We start from the raw sequence: 22,924 nt of genomic DNA on the forward strand, positions 1-22,924 counted from the left end.
CCCGCGCGCGCCACTCCCCCACCCCCCACACCCCCCCCCCCCACCCCCCCCCTGATATTTTTTTGTGGTGCGCACCCCCTGGGTGGCCCCCCCCCCCACTTCTGCTGTCTCGGCCGGTCGGTCAGGGGGCAGAGTCGGCCGCGAGGGTCGCGTTGTGGCGGCGGTTCGTGGCGATCAGCTCATCGAGCATCTCGCGGGTCCGGAGCAGGCCCTCGATGTGGGCGCTGAGCCGGTCGCGCTCGCCGACCATCATCTCGAAGGCGGCCTCGGAGGTGTCGGAGCTCGGCCGGTCGACGCAGGGGAGGACCTCGCCGATCGTACGGCTCGAGAGTCCGCCCGCGTAGAGCCGCTGGAGGAGGATCACCCGGTCGACGGCCGCCTCCGGATAGTGCCGCTGGCCGCTGCTGCTGCGCTCGGACTCGAGCAGCCCCTGCTCCTCGTAGTAGCGCAGCGAGCGGACGCTCACGCCTGCTCGCCTCGCGAGCTCGCCGATCCGCATCGAACTCCTCCTGGGTGATCTCCGGCACAAGACTTGCCTCTGACGTCAGTGTCAGGTTCTAGCGTACGTGGCGACCCACTGACACTCCCAAGGAGCTCACCTGTGACCAGCCTCTTCGACCGCCACCACCTGGGCCCGCTGACGCTGCCGAACCGGATCGTGATGGCGCCGATGACCCGCGCCCGAGGCACCGCCGACGGCCTGGCGACGCCGTCGATGGCGACGTACTTCGCTCAGCGGGCGACCGCCGGCCTGCTCATCTCCGACGGGATCGCTCCCAACGCTGTCGGCACCTCGAACCCCAACACCGCCGGGCTGCGTACGGACGCAGAGGCCGCCTCGTGGCGACAGGTCACCGACGCGGTCCACATCAACGGTGGCCGGATCTTCGCCCAGCTCATGCACGGCGGCCGGGTCTCGCACGAGTCGATCTCCGGCCTCCGGCCGGTCGCCCCGTCCGCTGTCGCGTTGGCGGCCGACGTCTTCACGCCGGCCGGGCCTCTGCCCGCACCGGTGCCGCGTGCCCTGGAGACGGCTGAGGTCGCCGAGCAGGCCGAGTCGTACGCCGAGGCCGCCCGCCGCGCGGTCGGCGCCGGGTTCGACGGGGTCGAGCTGCACGGGGCCAACGGCTACCTGATCAGCCAGTTCCTCTCGACCAACGCCAACCTGCGCACCGACCGCTACGGCGGCTCGGTGGCCAACCGGATCCGGTTCGCCATCGAGGCCGTTGCGGCGACGGTGGACGCCGTCGGCGGCGACCGCGTCGGCATCCGGCTCTCGCCCGGCGCCGGGCTCTGGGACGTCACCGAGCCCGATCATGCCGAGGTCTATGCGGCGCTGCTCACCGAGCTCAACCGGCTCGGGCTGGCGTACGTCCACATCGAGGCCACCACCGACGAGGCGACCATGCTGGACCTGCGCAAGCGGTGGGACGGGACCATGATCGTCAACCCGAGCTCGTGGCTGACCCGCGGCGCGGCGCCGTTCGGGGCCAGGCCGACAGACCTGGCCTCCGCAGACCGCTGGCTGGGGCTGGGTGCCGACCTGGTGAGCTTCGGCCGGGCGTACCTCGCCAATCCGGACCTCGTCGAGCGCCTTCGTCGTCGGCTTCCCCTGGCCGAGGCCGACCCGGCGACCTACTACGCCGGCGGCGACGCCGGCTTCCTCGACCTCCCGGCCCATCACCACGTCGCCTGACTCGCCTCGATCGAGTCCGCACGAACGGACGCCGAATCCTTGGTTGTGGGCGACGAAAGTAGACCTTCGCCGCCCACAACCACGGTCTCGTCCGGAAAAACTGGGGATTCGGCGGGGTGGGTGTCGTAGGTTGGTCGTTACCCGACCTACGACTCACAACGCCGAATTAGGGAGAGCGATGACCAACGACGATCTCAAAGCCAAGATGCGCGAGGCGCTGGAGAAGAAGAACAACCACGACCACGCACGCGCCGAGAGCGCGGGGGCCAAGGAGAAGGCGCACGGGTCCGAGGTGGTCGGTGGCGCGCCGAAGATGCACCGCCGGAAGGCGGGCGGCGGCGGGTCCTGACGCTACGATGCCCCCTCGGGGGTGTCGGGTCGGTCTGGTCGAGAGGTAACGAGAAGTTGGCGCGCCGCGTAGTGCTCCATGTCGGGGCGATGAAGTCGGGGACGACCTATCTGCAGGGTGCCCTGTACAAGAACAAGGCTCTCCTCGCGGAGCGTGGGTTCCTGGTCCCCGGCGCGCGCTGGCGCAACCAGATCGAGGCCGTGCTCGACGTGAAGGGCCGCCGGAAGCACCCGCAGGGCAACTCGGTCGCCGGGGCCTGGGATCGCCTGGTCGCCGAGGTCGACGAGTGGGACGGCACGGCGCTGATCTCCGTCGAGCTGTTGGCGCCCGTCGGCCCGGAGACGGTCGAGCGGGTGGCGACGAGCTTCAGGGGCGTGACCCCCGAGATCGTGCTCTCGCTGCGTGACATCAACCGGCAGATCCCGTCGATGTGGCAGGAGCTCGTCCAGAACGGCGTGGACTGGACCTGGTCGGACTTCCTCACCTCGGTCAACAAGAGCCGTCCGGGCTCTCCTGAGCGCCGTCACTCCGGCCCCGGCAAGCGGTTCTGGTCCGAGCAGGACATGGTCGCCATCGCCCGGCGCTGGGCCCAGGCCGGGCCTCTGCACCTGGTCACCGTGCCGCCTCCGGGCAGCCCGGCGACGCTGCTGCTGGAGCGTTTCGGTGTGGCGATGGGCTTCGATCCCGAGGGGATGAAGAGCCCGCCGCCGAAGAACACCTCCCTCGGCTCCGCGACCGTCGAGGTGCTGCGCGGCCTCAACGCCGAGCTGGACCGGCGTGGCCTGGCCTACCCGGCGGCGATGGGGCTGCGCAAGCACGTCCTCGGCAAGCGCCTGATGCCCGAGCTGACGGTCGACGACCCGCGCATCGGGCTCCAGGCACCGCGCTGGACCGCCTCGTTCACCCGCGACCAGGCGGCCGAGCTGAGCGGTCTGGACGCGACCATCCACGGGGATCTCGATGACCTGGCCCCTGTGGACGTACGCGGGATCGACCCGCGCAAGGTCACCGACAAGCAGGTTCGAGACGCCGCGGTCGCTTCCTATGCGGCGCTGCGTACGGACCTCGACAAGAAGCTCGCCGACCCGACCATCCCTGGTGAGGCCATCGACCCGGGGGAGGGCCGCAAGGCCCCGGCGCGCGCCGTCTCCGCCCTGGCCGACCTCGTGGAGTGGTCCGTCCGGCGAGAGGAGCTGGTCCGTACGTAGGGCCTCAACACACACATATTCGGGGGAACTCTTTGTCAAGCAGCTGGAGCCTGCGCCGTCGTCGCAGACTCGCCGAGGAGACGGGCGGCACGTCGGCCGCGCCGCCACGGATCGCGGTGCTCACCATCGCCCGCGACGAGGGCGAGATGCTCACCCGCTGGGTCGACCACTACGGCCGAGCGGCGGGTCTCGAGAACCTGATCGTCTTCGACGACGGTTCGACCGACGGTTCGACCGACGACCTCTCGTGCACGGTCCAGCGCCTGCCGGGCTTCCGGAAGGGCAACTTCGAGGCCGGCCGGATGGGCCTGGCCAGCGGGGTCGCCCAGGGGCTCCTGGGGGTCTACGACGTGGTCATCTTCACCGACGTGGACGAGTTCCTGGTCCCGGACCCGGCGAGGTACGCCAACCTCTCCGACTACCTGGCCCGACGTCCCGAGCGGGTGATCGCCCCGTTCGCCCTCAACGTCGTCCACCACACCGCGGTCGAGGGACCGCTGGTCAGCGGCAAGCCGATCGTCGGCCAGCGGGCGTACGCCCAGTTCGCACCGTTGATGTGCAAGCCGTCGGTCAAGCGGGTGCCGGCCGCCTGGACGCTCGCCTCCCACGGGATCAAGGCGCCGTACGTGCCCGATCCCGGGCTGTTCATGGTCCACATGAAGTTCGCCGACCTGGACCTGCTGCGCCGGCAGGCCGACCGCCGCAACGAGCTCGCCAAGGCGGTGGGTCGCGGCAAGGGCAGCTCGTGGGGACGTTCCGGTGACGATCTCGCCGGCCTGCTGACCACGGCGACCGCCTCGGTGGGCGCTGACGTCGAGGAGTTCGACCCTGCCTCGGTCCTGCCGGCCAGGCTCGTCCGTGAGGAGGGCGGGGTGCACCGCGCCGTCGGCCCGGGACACATCGACAACCTCCGCAACCAGCCGCTGTTACGCATCCCGGAACGCCTCCACGGGATCGTCTGAACTAGGTTACCGTCCGGTAATCCACGCACCGCCAGACTCACCGACGAGAGGCCGCAGATGAGCAAGACGAACCCCGGCAACTTCTTCGAGGACTTCCAGGTCGGCCAGGTCATCGAGCACGCCACGCCGCGCACGGTGACCGAGGGTGACCGGGCTGCGTACGGGTCGCTCTACCCGACCCGCTTCGCGGTGCCCTCGAGCGCTGCCTTCGCGGCCTCCGTCGGGCTCGAGCAGCACCCGGTCGAGGAGCTGATCGGCTTCCACATCGCCTTCGGCAAGACCGTCCCGGACGTGTCGCTGAACGCGGTCGCCAACCTCGGCTACGCCGAGTGCCGCTTCCACCAGCCGGTGGTGCCGGGCGACACGCTCTCGACGACGTCCGAGGTCATCGGCCTCAAGCAGAACTCCAACGGCAAGTCCGGCGTCGTCTACGTACGCTCGACCGCCACCAACCAGCGCGGCGAGGTCGCCATCGACTGGGCGCGCTGGGTGATGGTGCACAAGCGGGACCAGGACGCCGCGGCCCCCGAGACCGTGATCCCGGAGCTGGCCGCGGTCGTCGACGCGAAGAACCTGATCGTGCCCACGGGCCTGGACTTCTCCGCCTACGACTTCACCGCCGCCGGCGAGCCGCACCGGCTGGCCGACTACGAGGTCGGCGAGAAGATCGACCACGTCGACGGGGTCACCCTCACCGAGTCCGAGCACCAGCAGGCCACGCGGCTGTGGCAGAACACCGCGAAGGTGCATTTCAACGTCGAGGCCCGGCCCGACGGCCGCAACCTCGTCTACGGCGGCCACATCATCTCGCTGGCCCGTGCGCTGTCGTTCAACGGCCTCGCCAACGCCCAGCTGATCGCCGCGATCAACGCCGGAGCACACACCTCGCCGGCCTTCGCGGGCGACACCGTCTACGCCTGGTCCGAGGTCCTCGACAAGGTGGAGACCGACGCCCCAGGTGTCGGCGCGCTGCGGCTGCGCCTGGTCGCGACGAAGGGCCGCGACGAGTCGATGACCCTGCGCGGCGAGGACGGAAAGTACGCCCCCGGCGTGCTGCTCGACCTCGACTACTGGGCGCTCATCCCTGTGTAAGGAGCACGTCATGGCAACCAGGAAAGCTCTCTTCGTCTCCGGATCCGCCCAAGGGATCGGCAAGGCGATCGTGGAGAAGTTCGCGAGCGAGGGATGGTTCGTCGGCGTCTACGACATCGACGCCGACCTCGCGCGTGACGTCGCCGCGATCCTCGGGTCCGACAACGCCATCGGTGGCACGCTCGACGTCACCGACCCGGCGTCCTGGAACGCGGCGCTGGAGGAGTTCGCCACCGCCGCCGGCGGTCGCCTCGACCTGCTGGTCAACAACGCCGGCATCCTGCGTGCCGGCCGCCTGGCCGAGGTCGACCTGGCTCAGCACCACCAGACCATCGAGATCAACGTCAACGGCGTGATCAACGGCTGCCACACCGCGTACCCCTATCTCCGGGCCACGCCCGGATCCGGCGTGATCAACGTCTGCAGCGCGAGCGCGATCTACGGGCAGCCGGAGATCGCCTCCTACAGCGCGTCGAAGTACGCCGTGCGCGGACTCACCGAGGCGCTGGAGCTGGAGTGGCGCAAGGAGGGCATCCGGGTGCAGGCGGTCTGGCCGCTGTGGGTGAAGACCGCCCTGCTCGACGGCAACGCCGCCTCCTCCCACGAGACCCTGGGCATCCGGCTGACCGTCGAGGACGTCGCCGACCAGGTCTGGGAGATGGCGCAGCCCCGCAAGGGCCTGCGCGGGCGGCTGCCGAAGGTGCACACCACCGTCGGCTTCCCGGCCAGGGCCCTCTCGACCGCCGCCGACCTCGCGCCGAACCTGTTCGTCCGCGAGGTCAATCGGTTCATCACTCGGGCCTGAGGATTCGGCCGGGCCGATGGCTGGTTGGATGGGGGCATGGCCCTCTACCTCGTCAGGCACGGCACCACCGAGTGGTCCCTCAACGGCCGGCACACCTCCCACACCGACCTTCCCCTCCTGCCCGAGGGGGAGGAGGCCGCCAAGGTGCTCGCGTCACGCCTTCAAGACCAGAAGTACGCCGCGGTGCTGACCTCCCCGCGACAGCGGGCGATGCGTACGGCTGAGCTCGCGGGCTTCCCCGACGCGGTCGTCACCGACGACCTGGTCGAGTGGGGCTACGGCGACTACGAGGGCATCACCACCGACGAGATCCACCGCACCGACCCGGGCTGGAGCCTGTGGACCGCGAAGACGCCCGGCGGAGAGGCAGCCGCCGCCGTCCAGGAGAGGCTGGGCCGGGTCGTCTCGGCCGCCCGCGAGCGCGAGGGTGACACCCTGGTCTTCTCCCACGGACACGCGCTGTGCGCCCTGGCCGCGGTGTGGCTGGGACTCCCGGTCACCGAGGGACGGCTCTTCAGGCTCGACACCGCGACCGTCTCGCTGCTCGACGCCTACCGCGGGCAGCCGGTCGTCAAGCACTGGAACACATAGCCGGGAGGACGCTTCATCGAACGGCTTGACCTGACGGATGGCACAGGTCACCGTTGTGGGGTGGCTCTTGCGGTTGGCTGTCCACGCTGCGCGACGCCGGTGGCGAGCATCGGTGCCGGCGGCAGCAGGTCGTGTCCCGAGCATGGGGTGGTGACCCCGCTGTGGCGTTCGGATGCCGCCTCCTACGAGGACCTGGTGCAGATCCTCGCGCTGGCCGGTGAGGTGCCCACCTACGTTCCCTGGCCGGTCGAGTCGGGCTGGTCGATCGCCGAGCTCGCCGTGGTCGGCGACGAGAACAAGGGTGCGGCGACTCTGGTCACGTTGACGGGTGTGACCCCCGACGACGGGCCGGTCGAGATGACCGTCGTCACCGAGGAGGCCGGCGTCGGGCTGGGGGCGCGGTGCGCGCGTACGGACGGACCGGACCCGGGCATCGACGTCTGTGCCGGCCCGCCCACGACGAGGGTCCGGGTCGCCGGGCAGCGCCAGCTGGTGCCGCTGTGGCCGATCACCCAGTGGACCAACGGCGCCGAGGAGTGGGAACGGTCGGTGGTCGTCGGCGAGGCCGCCGGGCGCTGGCTGTGGCTCGTCTTCCGCCCGGCCACGGCGATGCTGATGCTCCAGGACGGCTGGCACCTGCGCCAGGTCCGGGACCTGGGCGTGCAGATGGTCGAGCTGCCCTTCGGAGGGCCCGGTGGATCTTGGTGGAGCTCGCCCTAGGATGGGCGGGTGCGCATCGACCTCCATACTCACTCGCGAGTGAGCGACGGGACCGATTCGCCCACCGAGCTGGTCCAGGCGGCGAAGGCCGCGGAGCTCGACGTGGTCGCGATCACCGACCACGACACCGCCGACAGCTGGGACGAAGCGGCAGCGGCTGCCGCCGAGGCCGGGATCGAGCTGGTGCGCGGCATGGAGATCAGCACCGACCACCTCGGCCACAGCGTGCACCTGCTGGCCTACCTGCCCGACCCGACACACCCGCCGCTGGTCGCCGAGCTCGACCGAATTCTGGCCGGCCGGGACGGACGGCTGCCGCTGATGCTGGCCCGGCTGGCGCGTCTCGGCATCGAGGTGTCGCTCGAGGACGTCGCCGCCGTCTCCGGTGACGCCGCTGCCTCCGGGCGCCCGCACCTGGCCGACGCACTCGTCGCGAAGGGGTACGTGCGCAGTCGCGACGAGGCGTTCAACCGCTACCTCGGGGCCGGCAAACCGGCGAACGTCAGCCGTTACGCGGCCCCGCTCGAGCCGATGATCCGCACCGTCGCCGCCGCCGGCGGAGTCACCGTGATCGCCCACCCGTGGGGCCGGTCCGGACGCGAGCAGCCCGACGAGGCAGCCATCTCCGCACTGATCGACGCGGGCCTGTCCGGGCTCGAGGTCGACCACCAGGATCACAGCCCCGAAGTGCGCGAGAAGCTGCGGGTGATCGCCCGCAATCTCGACCTCGTGGTGACCGGATCCAGCGATTACCACGGCACAGGGAAGGTGGGTCACCATCTGGGAGTGAACACCACTGCACCCGCTGAGTACGAGCGGCTCCTGGAGCGCGCCGCCGCAGCCGCAGCCGCCTCCGGACGAGCCACCCCCGAGGTCGTACGTTGACCGAGATCTTCGTCTCCACGTTCGTGACGCTCTTCGTGATCATGGACCCGGTCGGCACGATCCCGATCTTCCTGTCGCTGACCGCGGGGCAGTCGCCGGGCAAGCAGCGCCGTGCGGCGCTCCTCGCGGTGGCCGTCTCGTTCCTGGTGATCACGATCTTCGCGCTGTTCGGACAGGCGATCCTGCACTTCCTGCACATCTCCCTCGAGGCGTTGCAGTGCGCCGGCGGCCTGCTCCTGCTGCTGGTCGCCCTCGAGCTGCTCACCGACAACTTCGACGACCCCGTCGCCGCCGCCGGAGCGAACGTGGCGATGGTGCCGCTCGGCACCCCGCTCCTGGCCGGCCCCGGTGCGATCGTCGCCACCATGGTCTTCACCCAGGAGGTCGACTCCGTCGGGACCGCCTTCGGGCTCGGCCTCGGACTCGTCGTCGTCCACCTCGCCCTCCTGGTGGCGATGGTCTTCTCCATCCCGATCCTCAAGGTCCTCAAGGAGTCCGGCGTCCTGCTCATCACCAGGATCGCCGGTCTGCTCCTCTCCGCGATCGCCGTTCAGATGGTCGCCGACGCGGTCACGACCTTCATCGCGAACGCCTGAGTCCGGCGCGGCTCGGTTGGTTTCAGACGTACGCGCCTTCTACCGGCGGGTAATGGGCTCGAACGTCTGGGACTACTTGCGGCCCAGCGACTGGAACTTCTGGAGCACGCCGGACGGGACCACGCGCGCCATGGTGGCCAGGGCCTTGTAGCGCTTGCTCGGGATCGAGAAGGTCTTGTCGGCGTCGTAGTCCTCGAGCGCTTCGCGGACCAGGTCGTTGACGTCGAGCCACATCCACGACGGGGCCGAGTCGTAGCCGGAGCCGAGGCGCTCGTGGAACTCGGTCTTGGTGAATCCCGGCAGCAGGGCCATCACCTTGATGCCCTGGCCGGCGTACTCGTTGTGGGCCCACTCCGTGAAGGAGTTGATCCACGCCTTGGCGGCCGAGTAGGTGCCGCGGGGGAGGTAGGAGGCGACGGAGCCGACGTTGATGATGCCGCCGTGGCCGCGGGCGACCTGGGCGCCCAGCGCGGCGTGGGAGAGGCGCAGCGGGGCGATGACGAGCACCTCCGCCATCGCGGCCTCCTCGTCGGCGGTGTTGTCGAGGAAGCGGTGCTTGAGGCCGTGACCGGCGTTGTTGACCAGCAGGTCGACCGGGTGGTCGGCGTCGGCCAGGCGGGCCTCGACCTTGGCCAGGTCGGCGCTGTCGGTCAGATCGGCGCGGAGCACCTCGACGCCGATGCCGTGAGCGTCCGCCAGGTTCTTGGCGACGTCGGTGAGGCGCTCCTCGTCACGGGCGACGAGGACGAGGTCGTGTCCGCGGGCGGCGAGCTGCTGGGCGAAGGCGAGTCCGATGCCGGCGGTTGCGCCGGTGACCAGAGAGGTGGGGTTCGACATGGGGCAATCCTGCCACCACCGGCCGCGAGGGAGATCCAGGCACCGGGCCGTCGGTTCACACGCGGAATCACGGTTTCTGTCTGTCGTGTGACAGTTGACTTGCGGTGATACGTGTTTGGATGATGTTCGACGTGGATTTCGTAGGGGGACTCGGGCACGTGATGAAGAAGTGAGCCGCACTGCGCGCCACGTGAGATCCAGGCCTCTCCGGCGCACCAAGATGCTCTTCGCCGCGTCCTTGCTGACGTCGGCCGGTCTGTACGTCGGGATGGAGGTCGTCGCCGAGCCGGTGGCCAACGGCCGGCCCAGCGCGGCCGACAGCGGGATGAAGCTGGGCGCGGACGCCGGGCGCACCCCGGTCTGGCCACACGACAGCCAGCGCGAGGCCGCGATCGACCGTCACGTCGACGCGCGGACGTCCGCCGCGGAGAAGGTGCTCCCGGACGACTCCGGCACCGGTCGCCGGGCCGTCTTCTCGATCAGCCGCCAGCGGGTCTGGATCGTCTCCGCGGCCGACCGGACGCGGCGTACGTATCCGGTCTCGGGCAGCATCTACGACAACCTCGAGCCCGGCACCTACAAGGTCTTCTCCCGCTCCGAGCACGCGAGGGGGATCGACGACTCGGGCCGGATGAAGTGGTTCGTACGCTTCACCAAGGGCCCCCGCGCCGCGATCGGCTTCCACAACATCCCGGTGGACAAGGGCAAGCGCGTACAGACCCGCGCCCAGCTCGGCACACCGCTGTCGCACGGGTGCATCCGCCAGGCCGAGCCGGACGCGAAGGCGATGTGGCGCTTCGCGCGGCTCGGCACCAAGGTGGTCGTGATCCCCTAGGCAGGCTCAGGCGTCGGCCTTGGGCGCGGAACCGCCCGAGCCCGAGGAGCGGCGACGGCGGCGGCGACGGGGCGCGGAACCCTCGGCCTTGGCCTCGCCGTCGGCGGGCTTCGTCGACTCAGCAGACTCGGCAGCCGGAGCGGCAGACTTGTCGACGACCTGGCCGCCACGCGAACGGGTGCGCTGCCGGTCGCGGTTGCGGGGAGCGCGCTCCCGCTTCTCGCCGTCCTTGTCGGAGTCCTTGTCCTTGGGCTTCGCGGGTGCGGCGGCCTTGATCCGACCCTTGGTGCCCTTCGGGATGCCCATGTCGTGGAGGAAGTGCTCCGAGGAGGAGTAGGTCTCCTGCGGCTCGTCGAAGGGAAGGTCGAGAGCCTTGTTGATCATCTTCCACTTGTGGAGATCGGCCCAGTCGACGAACGTGACCGCGACACCGGAGGCACCGGCGCGGCCGGTGCGGCCGATGCGGTGGACGTAGGTCTTCTCGTCGTCGGGGGTCGTGTAGTTGACCACGTGGGAGACGCCGGTGACGTCGATGCCGCGGGCGGCGACGTCGGTGGCCACCAGGACCTCGACCTTGCCGTCACGGAACTTCTGCATCACCCGCTCGCGGGCGGCCTGCTGCATGTCGCCGTGCAGGGGAGAGGCCGGGAAGCCGCGCTCGGCGAGGTCGTCGGCCACGCGCTGTGCCTGCCGCTTGGTGCGGGCGAAGACGACGACCTTGTCGTGGTCCTCGCACTGCAGCAGGCGGCCGATCATCTCGGGCTTGTCGAGGTCGTGGGCCTGGTAGACGAACTGCGCGGTGGCAGGCACGGTCTCGCGCTCGCTCGCGGACTCGGCGCGGATGTTCATCGGGTGGCGCATGTAGGAGCGCGCCAGCGCCACGATCGCCCCCGGCATGGTGGCCGAGAAGAGCAGCGTCTGGCGGGTCTCCGGGGTGAGGGTGACGAGCTTCTCCACGTCGGGCAGGAACCCGAGGTCGAGCATCTCGTCGGCCTCGTCGAGGACGAGGGCGTGCACGTGGGAGAGGTCGAGGACCTTCCGGTTGGCCAGGTCGATCAGGCGGCCGGGGGTGCCGACCACGATGTCGACGCCCTTCTCCAGCGCGTCGATCTGGGGGTCGTAGCCCGCGCCGCCGTAGACGGTCAGCACGCGGAGGCCGCGGTCCTCGGAGATCATCGAGATCTCGGCGGAGACCTGCATGGCCAGCTCGCGGGTCGGAGCCACGATCAGGGCCTGTGGCTTGCCCTGCGGAAGGTCGATGTAGTCGCGGTCCTTGGGGGACACGCTGCGCTGCACCACCGGGATGCCGAAGGCCAGCGTCTTGCCGGAGCCGGTGCGGGCCTGGCCGATCAGGTCGGTGCCCTGCAGGGCGACCGAGAGGGTCATCTCCTGGATGGCGAAGGGGGTGGTGATGCCTTTGCGCTCGAGGGGAGCGCAGATCTCGGGATGAACCCCGAGCTCCTTGAACGTTGTCATGATTCGTCGCTACTCGCTTGTCTCATCGAATGCGGCGAGCGACTCACGGGTGTCTCGAGCTTGCCAAGCGAGTGCCACGCCGCGCACATACGGGATCCAGACCACCGCGATATGAAGTGCATTACAGCGGCGCTGGGTCGGTCAAAAGGCATTCTATCGGTAGGGTTCTCCCGTGGTTGCATCGTCAGAGTTCACGGGTCCTCAGGATCCGTTCGGTGATCCTGTTTACAAGGCCGCCGTCATCGACCTTCTCGGAGCGGTCGCCTATGGCGAGGTCTCGGCTGTCGAGCGGCTGACCGACGACGCCAAGATGGCGCCTTCGCTGGAGGACAAGACGGCTCTGCTCGCGATGGCAGCCGCCCAGCACGCCAAGATCCAGCCGGTCCTCGACCGGCTGGTGGAGCTCGGCGCCGACCCGTACGCGGCGATGGAGCCGCTGCGTGAGGGATTCGACGAGTTCCACATCCACACCAAGCCCGCGGACTGGTGGGAGTCGCTGGTCAAGGCGTACGTCGGTGACGGGCTCGCCAACGACTTCTACCGCGAGGTCGCGGGCTTCCTCGACGAGGACACCCACAAGCTCGTGGTCACCACTCTCGAGGACGCCGGGCGGGCCGATTTCATCGTCGACCGGGTGCGGGCCGGCATCGAGGCCGATCACCTCATCGGCGGGCGCCTGGCGCTGTGGGGCCGTCGCCTCATGGGCGAGGCGATCACCCAGGCGCAGCAGGTCGCGGCCACCCGCGAGGGGCTCAGCGAGCTGATCGCCGGCGGCCACCTCTCCGGTCTCGACCTCGGCACCATCGGCGAGATGCTCACCCGGCTCACCCAGCGTCACGTCGAGCGAATGGGCAAGCTCGGGCTTGAGCACTGACATCCGCTTCACCGGCTGGCCAGGGACGCTGATCGTCCCCGACGCCGGTGTGTGGACGTCTCCCGAGGTCAGCCCCGGGTTCTGCTTCGACGAGCTGGTCGCCTCCTGGAACGTGGTGACCCCGCCCGGGACCTGGGTGGAGGTCGCGGCTCAGGTGGTCGCCGAGTCGGGGGAGCGGAGCGGCTGGCTGACGCTGGCTCGCTGGTCCTCGGACCCCGCCTTCACCTCCACCTCCGTCGCCGGTCAGGACGACCTGGTCGCGGTCGCGTCCGACGACACCATCCTGGGGCGGGACGGGCGCAGGTTCACGGAGTTCTCGTTGCGGCTGAGCCTGCACGGCCCCGACGGGAGCCTGCCGCGGGTGAGCCTGCTCGGGGCGATGGTCTCGGCCGACGCCCGGAACTCGGCGCCGGCACCGGGGACGGTGCCTCGCGGGACGGTGGTGGGTGGCGTACCCGCCTATTCGCAGCAGCTCCACCGTGACCGCTATCCGCACTGGGACGGTGGCGGGCAGTCCTGGTGCAGCGCCGCCTCGACCGCGATGATCGCCGACTTCTGGGGTGTCGGGCCGACGCCCGCCGAGACGGCCTGGGTGGACTACGAGACCCCCGACCCGCAGGTGCCGTTCACCGTCCGGGAGGTCTACGACGAGTCCTTCGGTGGCGCCGGCAACTGGGCCTTCAACACCGCCTACGCGGGCACCCGGGGGCTGGTCGCGTACGTCACCAGGCTCCGCTCCTTCGCCGAGGCCGGCCGGTTCCTCGAGGCCGGGACTCCGCTCGTGCTGGCTGTCTCGCACCAAGCCGGCGAGCTGACCGGCGCCGGGTACGACACCAACGGTCATCTGCTCGTGCTGACCGGCTTCGACGAGGCTGGCGACCCCATCGTCCACGACCCCGCCTCCCACCGGATCGTCAGTGACGCGGAGGTGCGGACGACGTACGACCTCGGCGAGCTCGACCGCGCCTGGGCACGCTCCGGGCGGCTCGTCTACCTCATCCGGCCACCGGATGTGGCGCCGCCGGAGCCGCCGGCGCAGCCCAACTGGTGAAGCCGGCGGCAACAGCAGAAGCGGCCCCACCCAGAGGGGCGGGACCGCTTCGAGTGACCTGGCTGAGGCTCAGGCCTTGGACTTTCCGGTGACACCGGAGGCGATGACCACCAGGACGGCGGCGATCACGACCTGCCAGATGTGACGCCACCAGTCGATGCCGTTGGTTGCGTTGTCCCACGTGGCCGCGTGGCCATCGAACGGCCCGTTGTTCTGGCCGAAGACGAACCAGTAGATGAAGCTGCCGATCAGCATGCCGCCGATACCGCAGACAATCGTCAGCCAGAACGGAATGTTGTCCTTATCGCCCGGGGCGAAGAACTTGCCGAGGGCACCGATGATGACGCCGCCGATGAGGGTGACGAGGATCGTAGAGATCATGCCTTTTCCCTTCAGGTTGTGAGTGGCGCCATGAAGGCGCCCATATTTTGATATTGCACCTGTTGGGACTGGAATGCACGGACAACATGACCTAAAAAGGGAACTTCGGCACCGGAATCAGGGCCATCCCTGAGTGCAGCCCGAGTGGTTCAGCCGGCGAAGCCGACCTTGCCGACCTTGGCCGGGCCGATCTCGATGTAGGCGAGCTTCTCGGTCGGGACGATGACCTTGCGGCCCTTGCTGTCGGTCAAAGCGAGCACAGCGCCGCCGCCGAGGGCGTCGGCGATGAGCTTCTCCACCGATTCGCTGGACTCCTCGGTCTCTACGACGAGCTCACGGGCGGCCTGCTGGACGCCGATCTTGACCTCCACGGGTCCTCCTTGCGATGGGTCGATCAATGCTTCGGAATCCTCTCACACGGACTGTGAGGAACCCCGCTGTTGCGCTACGAGCGGAACTCGGAATTGAATCAGTCGGTCTTGGGATAGCCGCGGATGCCGCGCCAGGCGAGGCCGGCGACGAGGCGAGCGGCGTCCTCCTGAGAGAGGTCGCCGTTGTTGTGGAGCCAGTAGCGGGCGCTGACCTGTGCCTGGCCGACGAGGCCGACGGCGAGCAGGTGAGAGGCCGCGGCGGCGAAGCCGGTGTCCTCGGCGATGACCTCGGCGACCGCCTCGGCGCACTCGTTGGTGACCCGGTCGACCTGCTCGCGCACGGCGGGGTCGTTGGTCAGGTCGGACTCGAACACGAGCCGGAAGGCACCGGTCTCGGAGGCCACGTAGTCGTAGAAGACCGCGACGCAGCGGGCCACGCGTTCCTTGTTCTCGTCGGTCGACGCCAGGGCCTCCCGGCAGCGATCGATGATCTCGTTCGCGGACTTCTCCAGCAGCGCCAGGTAGAGGTCGAGCTTGCCGGGGAAGTGCTGGTAGAGAACGGGCTTCGAGACCCCTGCCCTCTCGGCGATGTCGTCCATCGCGGCGGCGTGGAACCCGTAGGCGACGAAGACCTCGAGAGCGGAGTCGAGAAGCTGGGCTCGTCGTTCCGTCCGGGGCAGTCGCGCCCCTCGCGGTCGAGTGGGGTCGAGCTCGGATTGGTGCGTGGTCACCCCAGCAGCCTACCCGCTGGTACTCGGATCGCGGGACGCGTCGTTGTCTCGTCCACGGATGAGGGAACATGGAGAAGTGCCTGCGGTGTTCAAGTAGGCATACGTACGTCCGAACTGAGGAGCAGTTGTGTCCCTAGCCCCGCTCGTGGAGCCCGCTGACGAGCTGACGATCGACGAGGTGCGCCGCTACAGCCGCCACCTCATCATCCCCGACGTCGGCATGGCCGGGCAGAAGCGCCTGAAGAACGCCAAGGTGCTGGTCATCGGCGCCGGCGGTCTCGGCTCGCCCGCCCTGCTCTACCTGGCCGCGGCCGGCGTCGGCACCCTCGGCATCGTCGAGTTCGACGAGGTCGACGAGTCCAACCTGCAGCGCCAGATCATCCACAAGCAGTCGACGGTGGGCCAGCCGAAGGCCGAATCGGCCGCGGCGGCGATCAAGGAGGTCAACCCGTACGTCAACATCGTGCTGCACGACGTGCGGCTCGACAACGACAACGTGCGCGAGATCTTCACCGGCTACGACCTGATCGTCGACGGCACCGACAACTTCGCGACCCGCTACATGGTCAACGACGCGGCGTACTTCCTGGGCATCCCGTACGTCTGGGGCTCGATCTACCGCTTCGACGGCCAGGCGTCGGTATTCGCGCCGACCCTGACCGACGACGCCCCGTGCTACCGCTGCCTCTACCCGGAGCCCCCGCCCCCGGGCATGGTCCCCTCCTGCGCCGAGGGCGGCGTGCTGGGTGTGCTCTGCGCCTCGATCGGCTCGATCCAGGTCAACGAGGCCATCAAGATGCTGACCGGCATCGGCGAGCCGCTGGTCGGCAAGCTGATGATCTATGACGCACTCGAGATGGAGTACCGCAAGCTGAAGGTCCGCAAGGACCCCAACTGCGCGCTGTGCGGCGAGAACCCGACGGTCACCGACCTGATCGACTACGACGCCTTCTGCGGCGCGATCTCCACCGAGGCGGCCGACGCCGCGGCCGGCTCGACCATCTCGGTCAACCAGCTCTCCGAGATGATCAAGGAGCGCGAGGAGGGCAGCCGCGACTTCGTCCTCGTCGACGTGCGCGAGCCGAACGAGTACGAGATCAACAAGATCCCCGGCGCCGTCCTGATCCCCAAGGGCGAGTTCCTCAACGGCAACGCGATCCCGCAGGTCGCCGAGCTCACCGGCGACGGCGCCAAGCCGCTCGTGTTCCACTGCAAGAGCGGTGTCCGCAGCGCCGAGGTGCTCGCGATCGCCAAGGGCGCCGGCTACGCGGACGCGGTCCACGTCGGTGGTGGCGTGGTGGCGTGGGTCAACCAGATCGACCCGAGCCAGCCGTCGTACTGATCCGGGTTACTGAACTGTAGGCCAGCGGTGGCCCCTCTGGGGCCGCCGCTGGCTTTATCTGTACGCGGCGTACCCGATAGTTTTGCGATCGCAGCTGCGGGGGGCGGAGTTGCATCAATGCCCGAACCTCGGAGGATTCGACGTTGTCCACACGCGCTCGTCTCAGCGCGACGCTCGCCGGTGCCACCCTGGCCGGCGGACTGTTTCTCGGTGCCCCTGCCAACGCGAGCGACCAGGCCCCGGAGCCAGCCTCCGGCGCGGCCGTAGGCTCTGCGATCGACCCGGAGAGGCTGGAGTCGAACGTCGCGGACCCGACCCGCGGCGTACCGCCGTCCTATGTCTTCGCCGGGGTCGGTGCGCTGCTGATGGGGGCAGGGGCCGGAATGGCCGTGCGTCGCAAACGAGCTGAGGCTGTGGCACGCTCGGCCGAGTGAGCAACGGTCAACCCAACCTGAGGACCTTCCTCGGGGAGATCTTCGTCGTCGTCCTCGTGGTGGCGGTCGCTGTGCTCGGCTATGCCGCGTACGACTACTACACCAAGCTCGACGACGCGAAGAAGAGCAACGCGACCGCGACCCCGCCCGGGACGACCTCCTCGATCCCGGCCGAGGCGCTGGCGGAGGTGCCGAAGAAGAAGGGCAAGGTACGCGGCGTCTCGATCGAGTCGCTCAACGTGCATGCCGACGTGGTGCCGCTGGCCATGGAGGACGGCACGCTCACCCCGCCTGCCGACGCCTCGCTGATGGGCTGGTGGAAGGGCGGCGCGAAGCCGGGGGCGGATGACGGCACGGTGCTGATCGTCGGCCACACCCTGCACAACGGCGGCGGCATCCTCGACCGGCTGGGCGAGGTCAACGAGGGCGACGAGATCGTCGTACGGACCAAGAACGACGAGTTCAGCTACACCGTCCGCTCGGTGCGCGACCTCTCCAAGGAGCAGGTCGCCAAGCGCAGCAAGCGGCTCTTCGACACCGACGGCAAGCCGAAGCTGGTCGTGGTGACGTGCGACGACTGGGACGGCACCTCGTTCCAGGGCAACACCGTGGTGGTCGCCGATCCGTAACCCAGGGCAGGCGAGCCTCGTTACTTGTGAGTCACATCACCTACAGACCGAGGCCCCCACATGCTCCGCACTCGCCGTTCCGTACGCCGCGCCGCAGCCGTCGCCGCCGGCACCCTGACCGCCGCGCTCGTCCCGGCCCTGATCCCGTCTGCGGCCCACGCCTGGGCCCCTGCCGACACGGCCACCATCACCCCGGGCGTGATGATGTACACCGATGGTGCCCAGTGCACCGCCAACTTCGTCTTCGCCGACTCCGCCTCGAACGTCTACGTCGGCTACGCCGCCCACTGTGCGGGTCTGGGTGAGGCCACCGACACCAACGGCTGCGCCGCCAAGTCGCTCCCGCTGGGCACCGAGGTGACCTTCAACGAGGGCGGCTCCCTGCTGAGCGAGGGCACCGTGCTGGGCAAGGGCAAGCTGGCGTACTCGTCCTGGCTGACCATGCAGCAGTCGGGCACCAAGGACGAGAACACCTGTGCCTACAACGACTTTGCCCTGGTCAAGGTGAACGCCGCCGACGCCGGCAAGGTCAACCCGAGCGTGCCGATCTGGGGCGGTCCGACGGGCATCGACACCGACGGCACCATCGCCGGCGACAAGGTCTACTCCTACGGCAACTCCTCGGTGCGCGCCGACGTGGACCTGCTCTCGCCGAAGATCGGCCTCTCGCTCGGTGACAGCGTCAACGGCACCCGCTGGTCCCACCCGCTCTACAACCTCACCCCCGGCATCCCCGGTGACTCCGGCTCCGGCTTCCTGAACGCCGACGGCAAGGCGGTCGGGACGCTGTCGACCCTGGGTCTGCTCCCGCTCGCCGGGTCCAACAACATCGGTGACATGGACCTCGAGCTGAAGTACGCCCAGGCGAACTCGGGCATCTCCGGGCTGCGCCTGGTCAACGGCACGGAGCCGTTCAGCCCGATCCTGTGAGACCCGCGCTAATGTGCGCGACATGACAGACCGGGAGGCGTACGTCGAAGCCGTTCTGCGTCTTGTCGAGCAGATCCCACGCGGGCAGGTGACGACGTACGGCGCGATCGCCGATGCCCTCTTCGACGAGTTCGGAGGTGGGCCTCGACAGGTCGGCTCGGTGATGGCGCGCGAGGGCGCGGGGATGCCGTGGTGGCGGGTGGTGCGGGCCGATGGCTCGCTCCCCGCCTCCCACGGTGAGGAGGCGCGGCAGGCCTATCTCGAGGAGGGCACCCCGCGCCGCGTCTCGGGGGCGGTGGACCTGCGCGCGGCGATGTGGCTGCCGCCTACGATGAGCACGTGATGTATCGCGTCCTCCACGCCGTCGTGCCACCCCTGCTACGGGCCGTCTGGCGCCCCACGGTGACGGGGGCAGAGAACGTCCCGCGCACCGGTGGCGTGCTCCTGGCCAGCAACCACCTCAGCTTCGCCGACTCGATCGTGATCCCGTCGGTATCGCCCCGGCCGGTGCACTTCCTGGCCAAGTCCGACTACTTCACCGGCACCGGGCTCAAGGGCGCTGCCCAGAGGGCGTGGTTCGAGGGCATGGGGATGCTGCCCGTGGACCGCGACGACCCGCAGGCCGCGCTCGGCTCGCTGGAGGTGGCCCTGGAGGTCCTCAACAAGGGCGAGGCGTTCGGGATCTACCCGGAAGGCACCCGGTCGCGCGACGGCAGGCTCTACCGCGGACGCACCGGGGTGGCGCACCTGGCGCTCACCGCCGGTGTGCCCGTGGTGCCGGTGGGCCTGCGGGGGACCGCCGAGCTCCAGCCGGTCGGGTCGAGCCTGCCGCGGCTGGCGAAGGTCACTGTCGAGTTCGGGAAGCCGATCCAGGTGGCCGGCCGCTTCGACGGCGTACCTCTCGGCAAGGCCCGCCGGGCGCTCACCGACGAGGTCATGGAGGCGATCGCCGCGCTGAGCGGCCAGGACGTGGCCGGGGTCTACAACGAGCGGCCCGCCGACATCTGATTGCCTGTTGCGCCCGGCCCAGAAGGGGCGCACTCTGGAGGGTGGACCCCTCTAGCAGCCGAGGTGAGGCAGATGGCCACCACGACCGTGTTGCAGGAAGAGCTGCGACACAAGCACGACGAGCTCGCCGGGCGCCTGGCCCGCGCACGGAGCATCATCCTCAGGCCCGAGCAGACCCGGCGGGGCTGCCCACCGATCGACCAGTTCAACGCCGGTACGGCCCGTCACCTGCACGCGGTGGACGAGGCGCTGCTGCCGGCGGTCTCCGCCCACGTCGAGAACGGATCCGCTCTGGTCCACGAGTACCTCCCCACGGCGCGGCACCTGGAGGTGCTGCTCTTCCACGTGAAGGCGCACGAGTACGGCTCCACCTGGGAGACCACCCACGCGTGGCCCACCCTGTGGGGCGAGGTCGAGGAGGCGCTCATCGACCAGGAGGTGAGGGAGGACGAGCTGGTCTCGCGCCTCGCCGAGGAGGCCTCCGACGACGTGCTCGTGCTGGTCGCCGAACGGCTCGCGGTGTTCGAGCGCCGGGCACCCTCGCGTCCGCACCCCCACCTCCCGCACACGGGCCTGTCCGGAAAGGTCGTACGCCGCGTGGCCCGTCCCGTCGACGCGATCTGGGACGCGGTCGAGGGCCGGTCGGTCGGTGGTCCGAAGCCGTTGCCGCACAAGGAACCGGGACTGTTCTGGCAGTACCTGCTCGGCGACCCGCGCTTCCCCGACGACCCGGCCGGCGAGACCCGGCACAATGAGCCGGGTGACCGCTGACTCCATCACCTCCGCCCTTGACCTCGCGCCGCACCCCGAAGGCGGTGCCTTCCGACAGACCTGGGCTGCCGCCGAGACCGTCACCCTGCCCGACGGCCGGGTGCGCCCGACCGCGACCTTGATCTACTTCCGGCTCCTGGCCGGGGAGTCGTCCGCGTGGCACCGCGTCACCTCGGACGAGATCTGGCTGGCGCACACCGGCGTCGTGTCCCTGCAGTTCGGCGGCGCCGGTTCGGCGCCGGTCGAGGGGGAGACCGTGCTCGTCGGGGTGGACGTCGCCGCCGGCCAGGTGCCGCAGGCGGTCGTGCCGGCGGGGGTGTGGCAGCGTACGGTTCCCTCGGCCGAGGACGCGCTCGTCTCCTGCGTGGTCTCACCAGGGTTCGACTTCGACGACTTCGAGCTCTTCCCGGAATCGGGCGCTGCGGAGTAGGAGATGGAGTACGCGTTCGAAGGAGCCGTCATCGAGTGGCGCGGTCCGGCGCCGTTCTACTACGTGCCGATGCCCGTCGAGGACGCCGAGGACCTCAAGGAGGACGCCAAGGGTCTGGAGTACTGGGGCCAGGTCGCCGTCACCGCCACCATCGGCGCGACCACCTTCACCACCGCGCTCTTCCCCAAGGATGGGACCTATCTGCTGCCGTTGAAGGTGGTCGTCCGGAAGGCGGAGGGGATCGATCTCGACGACGTGGTCGCGGTGCGGATGCGGCTCGGGCACGAGGCACGAGGGGACGCCTGAAAACTGTCGGTGCAGTCTGATTGGGTGGGACCCGTGAGTGTCGCCTACCGCCTTGCCCCGCCGCCGAGCGCTGCCGGAGTCCCGGTGCTCGACGAGCACCAGCGGTCGGTCGTGGAGCACCCCGGCGGACCGCTGCTGGTGCTGGCCGGACCAGGGACCGGTAAGACGACCACGCTGGTGGAGGCGGTGGTCGACCGGATCGAGAACCGCGGTGTACGTCCTGACCAGCTGCTGGCGCTGACCTTCTCCCGCAAGGCCGCCGAGCAGCTGCGCGACCGGGTGACCGCTCGGCTGGGGCGGACGCTGTCGGGGGCGGTCTCCTCGACCTTCCACTCCTTCGCCTACGGGCTGGTGCGCCGCTACGCACCGGCCGAGCTCTACGCCGCCCCGCTGACGCTGCTCTCCGCGCCGGAGGCCGACGTGGTGCTGCAGGAGCTGCTGGCCGACCACCCGGAGTCGGTGAGGTGGCCGGAGCGGTTCCGGATGGCGATCGGCACCCGCGGGTTCGCGCGCGAGGTGCAGACCGTGATCGCGCGGGCGCGCGAGCGCGGGCTCGACCCCGACCAGCTGGTGGCGCTCGGCAAGGAGGAGGGCATCGAGGAGTTCGTCGCTGCCGGGTGGTTCCTGGAGCAGTATCTCGACGTGCTCGGTGCGCAGTCGGCGATCGACTACCCCGACCTGATCATGCGTGGGGTGATCGAGGCCGAGCGGCACGCGGCCGAGCTCCGGGCCGAGTTCGCCTGCGTGTTCGTGGATGAGTATCAGGACACCGACCCGAGCCAGGTCGCGCTGCTTCAGGCGCTGGCCGGCGACGGGCGCGACCTGATCGTGGTGGGTGACCCCGACCAGTCGATCTACGGGTTCCGGGGCGCGGACGTGAACGGGATCCTCGACTTCCCCTCGCAGTTCCTCACCCGGGAGCGCCGGCACGCGCCGGTGGTGGCGCTCGGGACGACCCGCCGGTTCGGGTCGCGGCTGCTGCGGGCGTCGCGGTCGATCGCGGCGGGCATCTCGGTGCGCGGCTCGATCCCGGCCGCGGCCTACGACACCTTCCGCAACCCGCACCCGCTCGCCCAGGACCCCGGCCGGGCCGAGGTGCTCACCTTCGACACCGACCGCGCCGAGACCGAGCACATCGCCGACCTGCTCCGTCGCGCGCATCTCGAGGACGGCATCGACTGGTCCGACATGGCTGTCCTGGTGCGCTCGGGGCGCACCTCGATCCCGCAGCTGCGCCGGTCGCTGACCGCCGCCGGCGTACCGGTCGAGGTCGCCGCCGACGAGACCCCGCTGGTCCGCGAGCCCGCCGCCGCGGTCCTCCTCGACGCACTCGGGATCGTCGTCGACGCCGACGTCGAATCCGACCTCGACGAGCGCTACGTACGCCCCGACCGCTGCGAGGAGCTGCTCACCGGTCCTCTCGGCGGCCTCGACGCCACCGACGTCCGCGCGCTCACCCGCACCCTGCGGGCGAGGTTCCCCGATGTGGCTGCCGGCGAGCTCCTACGTCGCGCTGTGCTCGCCGCTCCGCTGGTCGAGCCCGCGAGCGAAGCGAGCGGTGTCGAGACCAACACAGTCCCATCGAGCGACGAGGGGGACCGTGTTGGTCTCGAC

The 22,924-nt window shown here is 69.7% G+C and carries 29 protein-coding genes; 23 read left to right on the top strand and 6 right to left on the bottom strand.

The features are described 5' to 3' along the window. Positions 1 to 121: 121 nt before the first annotated feature. Complete coding sequence (locus ABT304_RS30365) at positions 122 to 499, bottom strand: MerR family transcriptional regulator (RefSeq protein ID WP_350721112.1); 378 nt, start codon at positions 497 to 499, stop codon at positions 122 to 124. A 102-nt stretch (positions 500 to 601) separates the two neighbouring features. Between ABT304_RS30365 and ABT304_RS30370 the strand changes: the two genes are divergently transcribed. The 10 genes from ABT304_RS30370 to ABT304_RS30415 all read left to right on the top strand — a co-directional run bounded on the left by ABT304_RS30370 (position 602) and on the right by ABT304_RS30415 (position 8,904). Further along, a complete protein-coding gene (locus ABT304_RS30370; protein ID WP_350721113.1) occupies positions 602 to 1,696 on the top strand; it encodes an alkene reductase in 1,095 nt (364 codons plus the stop codon). A gap of 178 nt (positions 1,697 to 1,874) precedes the next feature. Beyond that, the gene (locus ABT304_RS30375) at positions 1,875 to 2,045 is read left to right on the top strand and encodes a DUF5302 domain-containing protein (protein ID WP_160027349.1); all 171 of its coding nucleotides are present in this window, start codon (positions 1,875 to 1,877) and stop codon (positions 2,043 to 2,045) included. A 56-nt stretch (positions 2,046 to 2,101) separates the two neighbouring features. Then, positions 2,102 to 3,253, top strand: a complete 1,152-nt coding sequence (locus ABT304_RS30380; protein WP_160027351.1) for a hypothetical protein — start codon at positions 2,102 to 2,104, stop codon at positions 3,251 to 3,253. A gap of 32 nt (positions 3,254 to 3,285) precedes the next feature. Further along, complete coding sequence (locus tag ABT304_RS30385) at positions 3,286 to 4,215, top strand: glycosyltransferase family 2 protein (protein ID WP_350721115.1); 930 nt, start codon at positions 3,286 to 3,288, stop codon at positions 4,213 to 4,215. Positions 4,216 to 4,272: 57 nt separating this feature from the next. Next, positions 4,273 to 5,307 carry a MaoC family dehydratase gene (locus tag ABT304_RS30390; RefSeq protein ID WP_350721117.1) on the top strand — a complete coding sequence of 345 codons (1,035 nt, stop codon included), beginning with the start codon at positions 4,273 to 4,275 and terminating at the stop codon, positions 5,305 to 5,307. Positions 5,308 to 5,317: 10 nt separating this feature from the next. Continuing rightward, a complete protein-coding gene (locus ABT304_RS30395; RefSeq protein ID WP_160027357.1) occupies positions 5,318 to 6,112 on the top strand; it encodes an SDR family oxidoreductase in 795 nt (264 codons plus the stop codon). 36 nt (positions 6,113 to 6,148) lie between these two features. After that, a complete protein-coding gene (locus ABT304_RS30400; protein WP_350721119.1) occupies positions 6,149 to 6,703 on the top strand; it encodes a histidine phosphatase family protein in 555 nt (184 codons plus the stop codon). A gap of 60 nt (positions 6,704 to 6,763) precedes the next feature. Then, a complete protein-coding gene (locus tag ABT304_RS30405; RefSeq protein WP_350721121.1) occupies positions 6,764 to 7,423 on the top strand; it encodes a DUF6758 family protein in 660 nt (219 codons plus the stop codon). Between the two features lie 9 nt (positions 7,424 to 7,432). Further along, the gene (locus ABT304_RS30410; protein ID WP_350721122.1) at positions 7,433 to 8,308 is read left to right on the top strand and encodes a PHP domain-containing protein; all 876 of its coding nucleotides are present in this window, start codon (positions 7,433 to 7,435) and stop codon (positions 8,306 to 8,308) included. After that, on the top strand, positions 8,305 to 8,904 hold the full coding sequence (locus ABT304_RS30415; protein ID WP_160027365.1) for a MarC family protein: 600 nt from the start codon (positions 8,305 to 8,307) through the stop codon (positions 8,902 to 8,904). Before ABT304_RS30410 ends, ABT304_RS30415 begins: the two co-directional genes overlap by 4 nt. 72 nt (positions 8,905 to 8,976) lie before the next feature. Here ABT304_RS30415 and ABT304_RS30420 read toward each other — a convergent pair whose 3' ends face one another. Beyond that, positions 8,977 to 9,741, bottom strand: a complete 765-nt coding sequence (locus ABT304_RS30420) for an SDR family NAD(P)-dependent oxidoreductase (protein ID WP_350721124.1) — start codon at positions 9,739 to 9,741, stop codon at positions 8,977 to 8,979. A 190-nt stretch (positions 9,742 to 9,931) separates the two neighbouring features. Here ABT304_RS30420 and ABT304_RS30425 point away from each other — a divergent pair, with 190 nt between their 5' ends. Next, positions 9,932 to 10,576, top strand: a complete 645-nt coding sequence (locus ABT304_RS30425; RefSeq protein ID WP_350721125.1) for a L,D-transpeptidase — start codon at positions 9,932 to 9,934, stop codon at positions 10,574 to 10,576. A gap of 6 nt (positions 10,577 to 10,582) precedes the next feature. Here ABT304_RS30425 and ABT304_RS30430 read toward each other — a convergent pair whose 3' ends face one another. Next, positions 10,583 to 12,052 carry a DEAD/DEAH box helicase gene (locus tag ABT304_RS30430; RefSeq protein ID WP_160027373.1) on the bottom strand — a complete coding sequence of 490 codons (1,470 nt, stop codon included), beginning with the start codon at positions 12,050 to 12,052 and terminating at the stop codon, positions 10,583 to 10,585. Between the two features lie 172 nt (positions 12,053 to 12,224). Between ABT304_RS30430 and ABT304_RS30435 the strand changes: the two genes are divergently transcribed. After that, on the top strand, positions 12,225 to 12,926 hold the full coding sequence (locus tag ABT304_RS30435) for a ferritin-like fold-containing protein (protein ID WP_160027375.1): 702 nt from the start codon (positions 12,225 to 12,227) through the stop codon (positions 12,924 to 12,926). Beyond that, the gene (locus ABT304_RS30440; protein WP_350721127.1) at positions 12,916 to 13,977 is read left to right on the top strand and encodes a C39 family peptidase; all 1,062 of its coding nucleotides are present in this window, start codon (positions 12,916 to 12,918) and stop codon (positions 13,975 to 13,977) included. The genes ABT304_RS30435 and ABT304_RS30440 overlap by 11 nt, the downstream gene beginning before the upstream one ends. Positions 13,978 to 14,046: 69 nt before the next feature. Here ABT304_RS30440 and ABT304_RS30445 read toward each other — a convergent pair whose 3' ends face one another. From ABT304_RS30445 to ABT304_RS30455, 3 genes are all read right to left on the bottom strand, one after another. Beyond that, a complete protein-coding gene (locus tag ABT304_RS30445) occupies positions 14,047 to 14,358 on the bottom strand; it encodes a DUF1129 domain-containing protein (protein ID WP_350721129.1) in 312 nt (103 codons plus the stop codon). A 149-nt stretch (positions 14,359 to 14,507) separates the two neighbouring features. Beyond that, positions 14,508 to 14,729 (bottom strand): DUF3107 domain-containing protein, encoded by a 222-nt coding sequence (locus tag ABT304_RS30450; RefSeq protein WP_091052608.1) that lies wholly within the window; start codon positions 14,727 to 14,729, stop codon positions 14,508 to 14,510. Between the two features lie 98 nt (positions 14,730 to 14,827). Further along, complete coding sequence (locus ABT304_RS30455; RefSeq protein ID WP_160027381.1) at positions 14,828 to 15,460, bottom strand: TetR/AcrR family transcriptional regulator; 633 nt, start codon at positions 15,458 to 15,460, stop codon at positions 14,828 to 14,830. 127 nt (positions 15,461 to 15,587) lie between these two features. Here ABT304_RS30455 and moeZ point away from each other — a divergent pair, with 127 nt between their 5' ends. The 10 genes from moeZ to ABT304_RS30505 form a co-directional block, all read left to right on the top strand. Then, positions 15,588 to 16,802, top strand: coding sequence for an adenylyltransferase/sulfurtransferase MoeZ (moeZ, locus tag ABT304_RS30460; protein WP_350721131.1), 1,215 nt, complete (start codon positions 15,588 to 15,590; stop codon positions 16,800 to 16,802). A 143-nt stretch (positions 16,803 to 16,945) separates the two neighbouring features. Next, positions 16,946 to 17,236: a hypothetical protein gene (locus tag ABT304_RS30465; RefSeq protein WP_160027385.1), complete on the top strand. Its 291-nt coding sequence runs from the start codon at positions 16,946 to 16,948 to the stop codon at positions 17,234 to 17,236. Further along, positions 17,233 to 17,865, top strand: a complete 633-nt coding sequence (locus ABT304_RS30470; protein WP_350721132.1) for a class F sortase — start codon at positions 17,233 to 17,235, stop codon at positions 17,863 to 17,865. The genes ABT304_RS30465 and ABT304_RS30470 overlap by 4 nt, the downstream gene beginning before the upstream one ends. Before the next feature lie 60 nt (positions 17,866 to 17,925). After that, a complete protein-coding gene (locus tag ABT304_RS30475) occupies positions 17,926 to 18,795 on the top strand; it encodes a S1 family serine peptidase (RefSeq protein ID WP_350721134.1) in 870 nt (289 codons plus the stop codon). A 22-nt stretch (positions 18,796 to 18,817) separates the two neighbouring features. Next, complete coding sequence (locus tag ABT304_RS30480) at positions 18,818 to 19,138, top strand: MGMT family protein (protein WP_160027391.1); 321 nt, start codon at positions 18,818 to 18,820, stop codon at positions 19,136 to 19,138. Further along, positions 19,138 to 19,803 (top strand): lysophospholipid acyltransferase family protein, encoded by a 666-nt coding sequence (locus ABT304_RS30485; protein WP_160029466.1) that lies wholly within the window; start codon positions 19,138 to 19,140, stop codon positions 19,801 to 19,803. Before ABT304_RS30480 ends, ABT304_RS30485 begins: the two co-directional genes overlap by 1 nt. A 72-nt stretch (positions 19,804 to 19,875) precedes the next feature. Continuing rightward, on the top strand, positions 19,876 to 20,574 hold the full coding sequence (locus tag ABT304_RS30490) for a hypothetical protein (RefSeq protein ID WP_350721136.1): 699 nt from the start codon (positions 19,876 to 19,878) through the stop codon (positions 20,572 to 20,574). Beyond that, positions 20,555 to 21,004 carry a cupin domain-containing protein gene (locus ABT304_RS30495; RefSeq protein ID WP_350721137.1) on the top strand — a complete coding sequence of 150 codons (450 nt, stop codon included), beginning with the start codon at positions 20,555 to 20,557 and terminating at the stop codon, positions 21,002 to 21,004. Before ABT304_RS30490 ends, ABT304_RS30495 begins: the two co-directional genes overlap by 20 nt. Positions 21,005 to 21,007: 3 nt before the next feature. Continuing rightward, positions 21,008 to 21,310, top strand: a complete 303-nt coding sequence (locus ABT304_RS30500; RefSeq protein WP_350721139.1) for a DUF1905 domain-containing protein — start codon at positions 21,008 to 21,010, stop codon at positions 21,308 to 21,310. Positions 21,311 to 21,343: 33 nt separating this feature from the next. Beyond that, positions 21,344 to 22,924 (top strand): ATP-dependent helicase (locus ABT304_RS30505; protein ID WP_350721141.1); only part of this gene is annotated, 1,581 nt, incomplete at its 3' end.

Origin of the sequence: Nocardioides sp. NPDC000445 (assembly GCF_040300245.1) — a bacterium.
In the GTDB taxonomy this organism is placed as follows: domain Bacteria; phylum Actinomycetota; class Actinomycetes; order Propionibacteriales; family Nocardioidaceae; genus Nocardioides.

What these genes read in the sequence shown, in the direction of transcription:
- ABT304_RS30475 (WP_350721134.1), top strand. Translation starts at nt 17,926, where the DNA reads ATGCTCCGCACTCGCCGTTCCGTACGCCGCGCCGCAGCCGTCGCCGCC.
- ABT304_RS30395 (WP_160027357.1), top strand. Translation starts at nt 5,318, where the DNA reads ATGGCAACCAGGAAAGCTCTCTTCGTCTCCGGATCCGCCCAAGGGATC.
- ABT304_RS30430 (WP_160027373.1), bottom strand. Translation starts at nt 12,052, where the DNA reads ATGACAACGTTCAAGGAGCTCGGGGTTCATCCCGAGATCTGCGCTCCC.
- ABT304_RS30495 (WP_350721137.1), top strand. Translation starts at nt 20,555, where the DNA reads ATGAGCCGGGTGACCGCTGACTCCATCACCTCCGCCCTTGACCTCGCG.
- ABT304_RS30365 (WP_350721112.1), bottom strand. Translation starts at nt 499, where the DNA reads ATGCGGATCGGCGAGCTCGCGAGGCGAGCAGGCGTGAGCGTCCGCTCG.
- ABT304_RS30500 (WP_350721139.1), top strand. Translation starts at nt 21,008, where the DNA reads ATGGAGTACGCGTTCGAAGGAGCCGTCATCGAGTGGCGCGGTCCGGCG.
- ABT304_RS30445 (WP_350721129.1), bottom strand. Translation starts at nt 14,358, where the DNA reads ATGATCTCTACGATCCTCGTCACCCTCATCGGCGGCGTCATCATCGGT.
- ABT304_RS30390 (WP_350721117.1), top strand. Translation starts at nt 4,273, where the DNA reads ATGAGCAAGACGAACCCCGGCAACTTCTTCGAGGACTTCCAGGTCGGC.
- ABT304_RS30485 (WP_160029466.1), top strand. Translation starts at nt 19,138, where the DNA reads ATGTATCGCGTCCTCCACGCCGTCGTGCCACCCCTGCTACGGGCCGTC.
- ABT304_RS30375 (WP_160027349.1), top strand. Translation starts at nt 1,875, where the DNA reads ATGACCAACGACGATCTCAAAGCCAAGATGCGCGAGGCGCTGGAGAAG.
- ABT304_RS30490 (WP_350721136.1), top strand. Translation starts at nt 19,876, where the DNA reads ATGGCCACCACGACCGTGTTGCAGGAAGAGCTGCGACACAAGCACGAC.
- ABT304_RS30400 (WP_350721119.1), top strand. Translation starts at nt 6,149, where the DNA reads ATGGCCCTCTACCTCGTCAGGCACGGCACCACCGAGTGGTCCCTCAAC.
- ABT304_RS30480 (WP_160027391.1), top strand. Translation starts at nt 18,818, where the DNA reads ATGACAGACCGGGAGGCGTACGTCGAAGCCGTTCTGCGTCTTGTCGAG.
- ABT304_RS30420 (WP_350721124.1), bottom strand. Translation starts at nt 9,741, where the DNA reads ATGTCGAACCCCACCTCTCTGGTCACCGGCGCAACCGCCGGCATCGGA.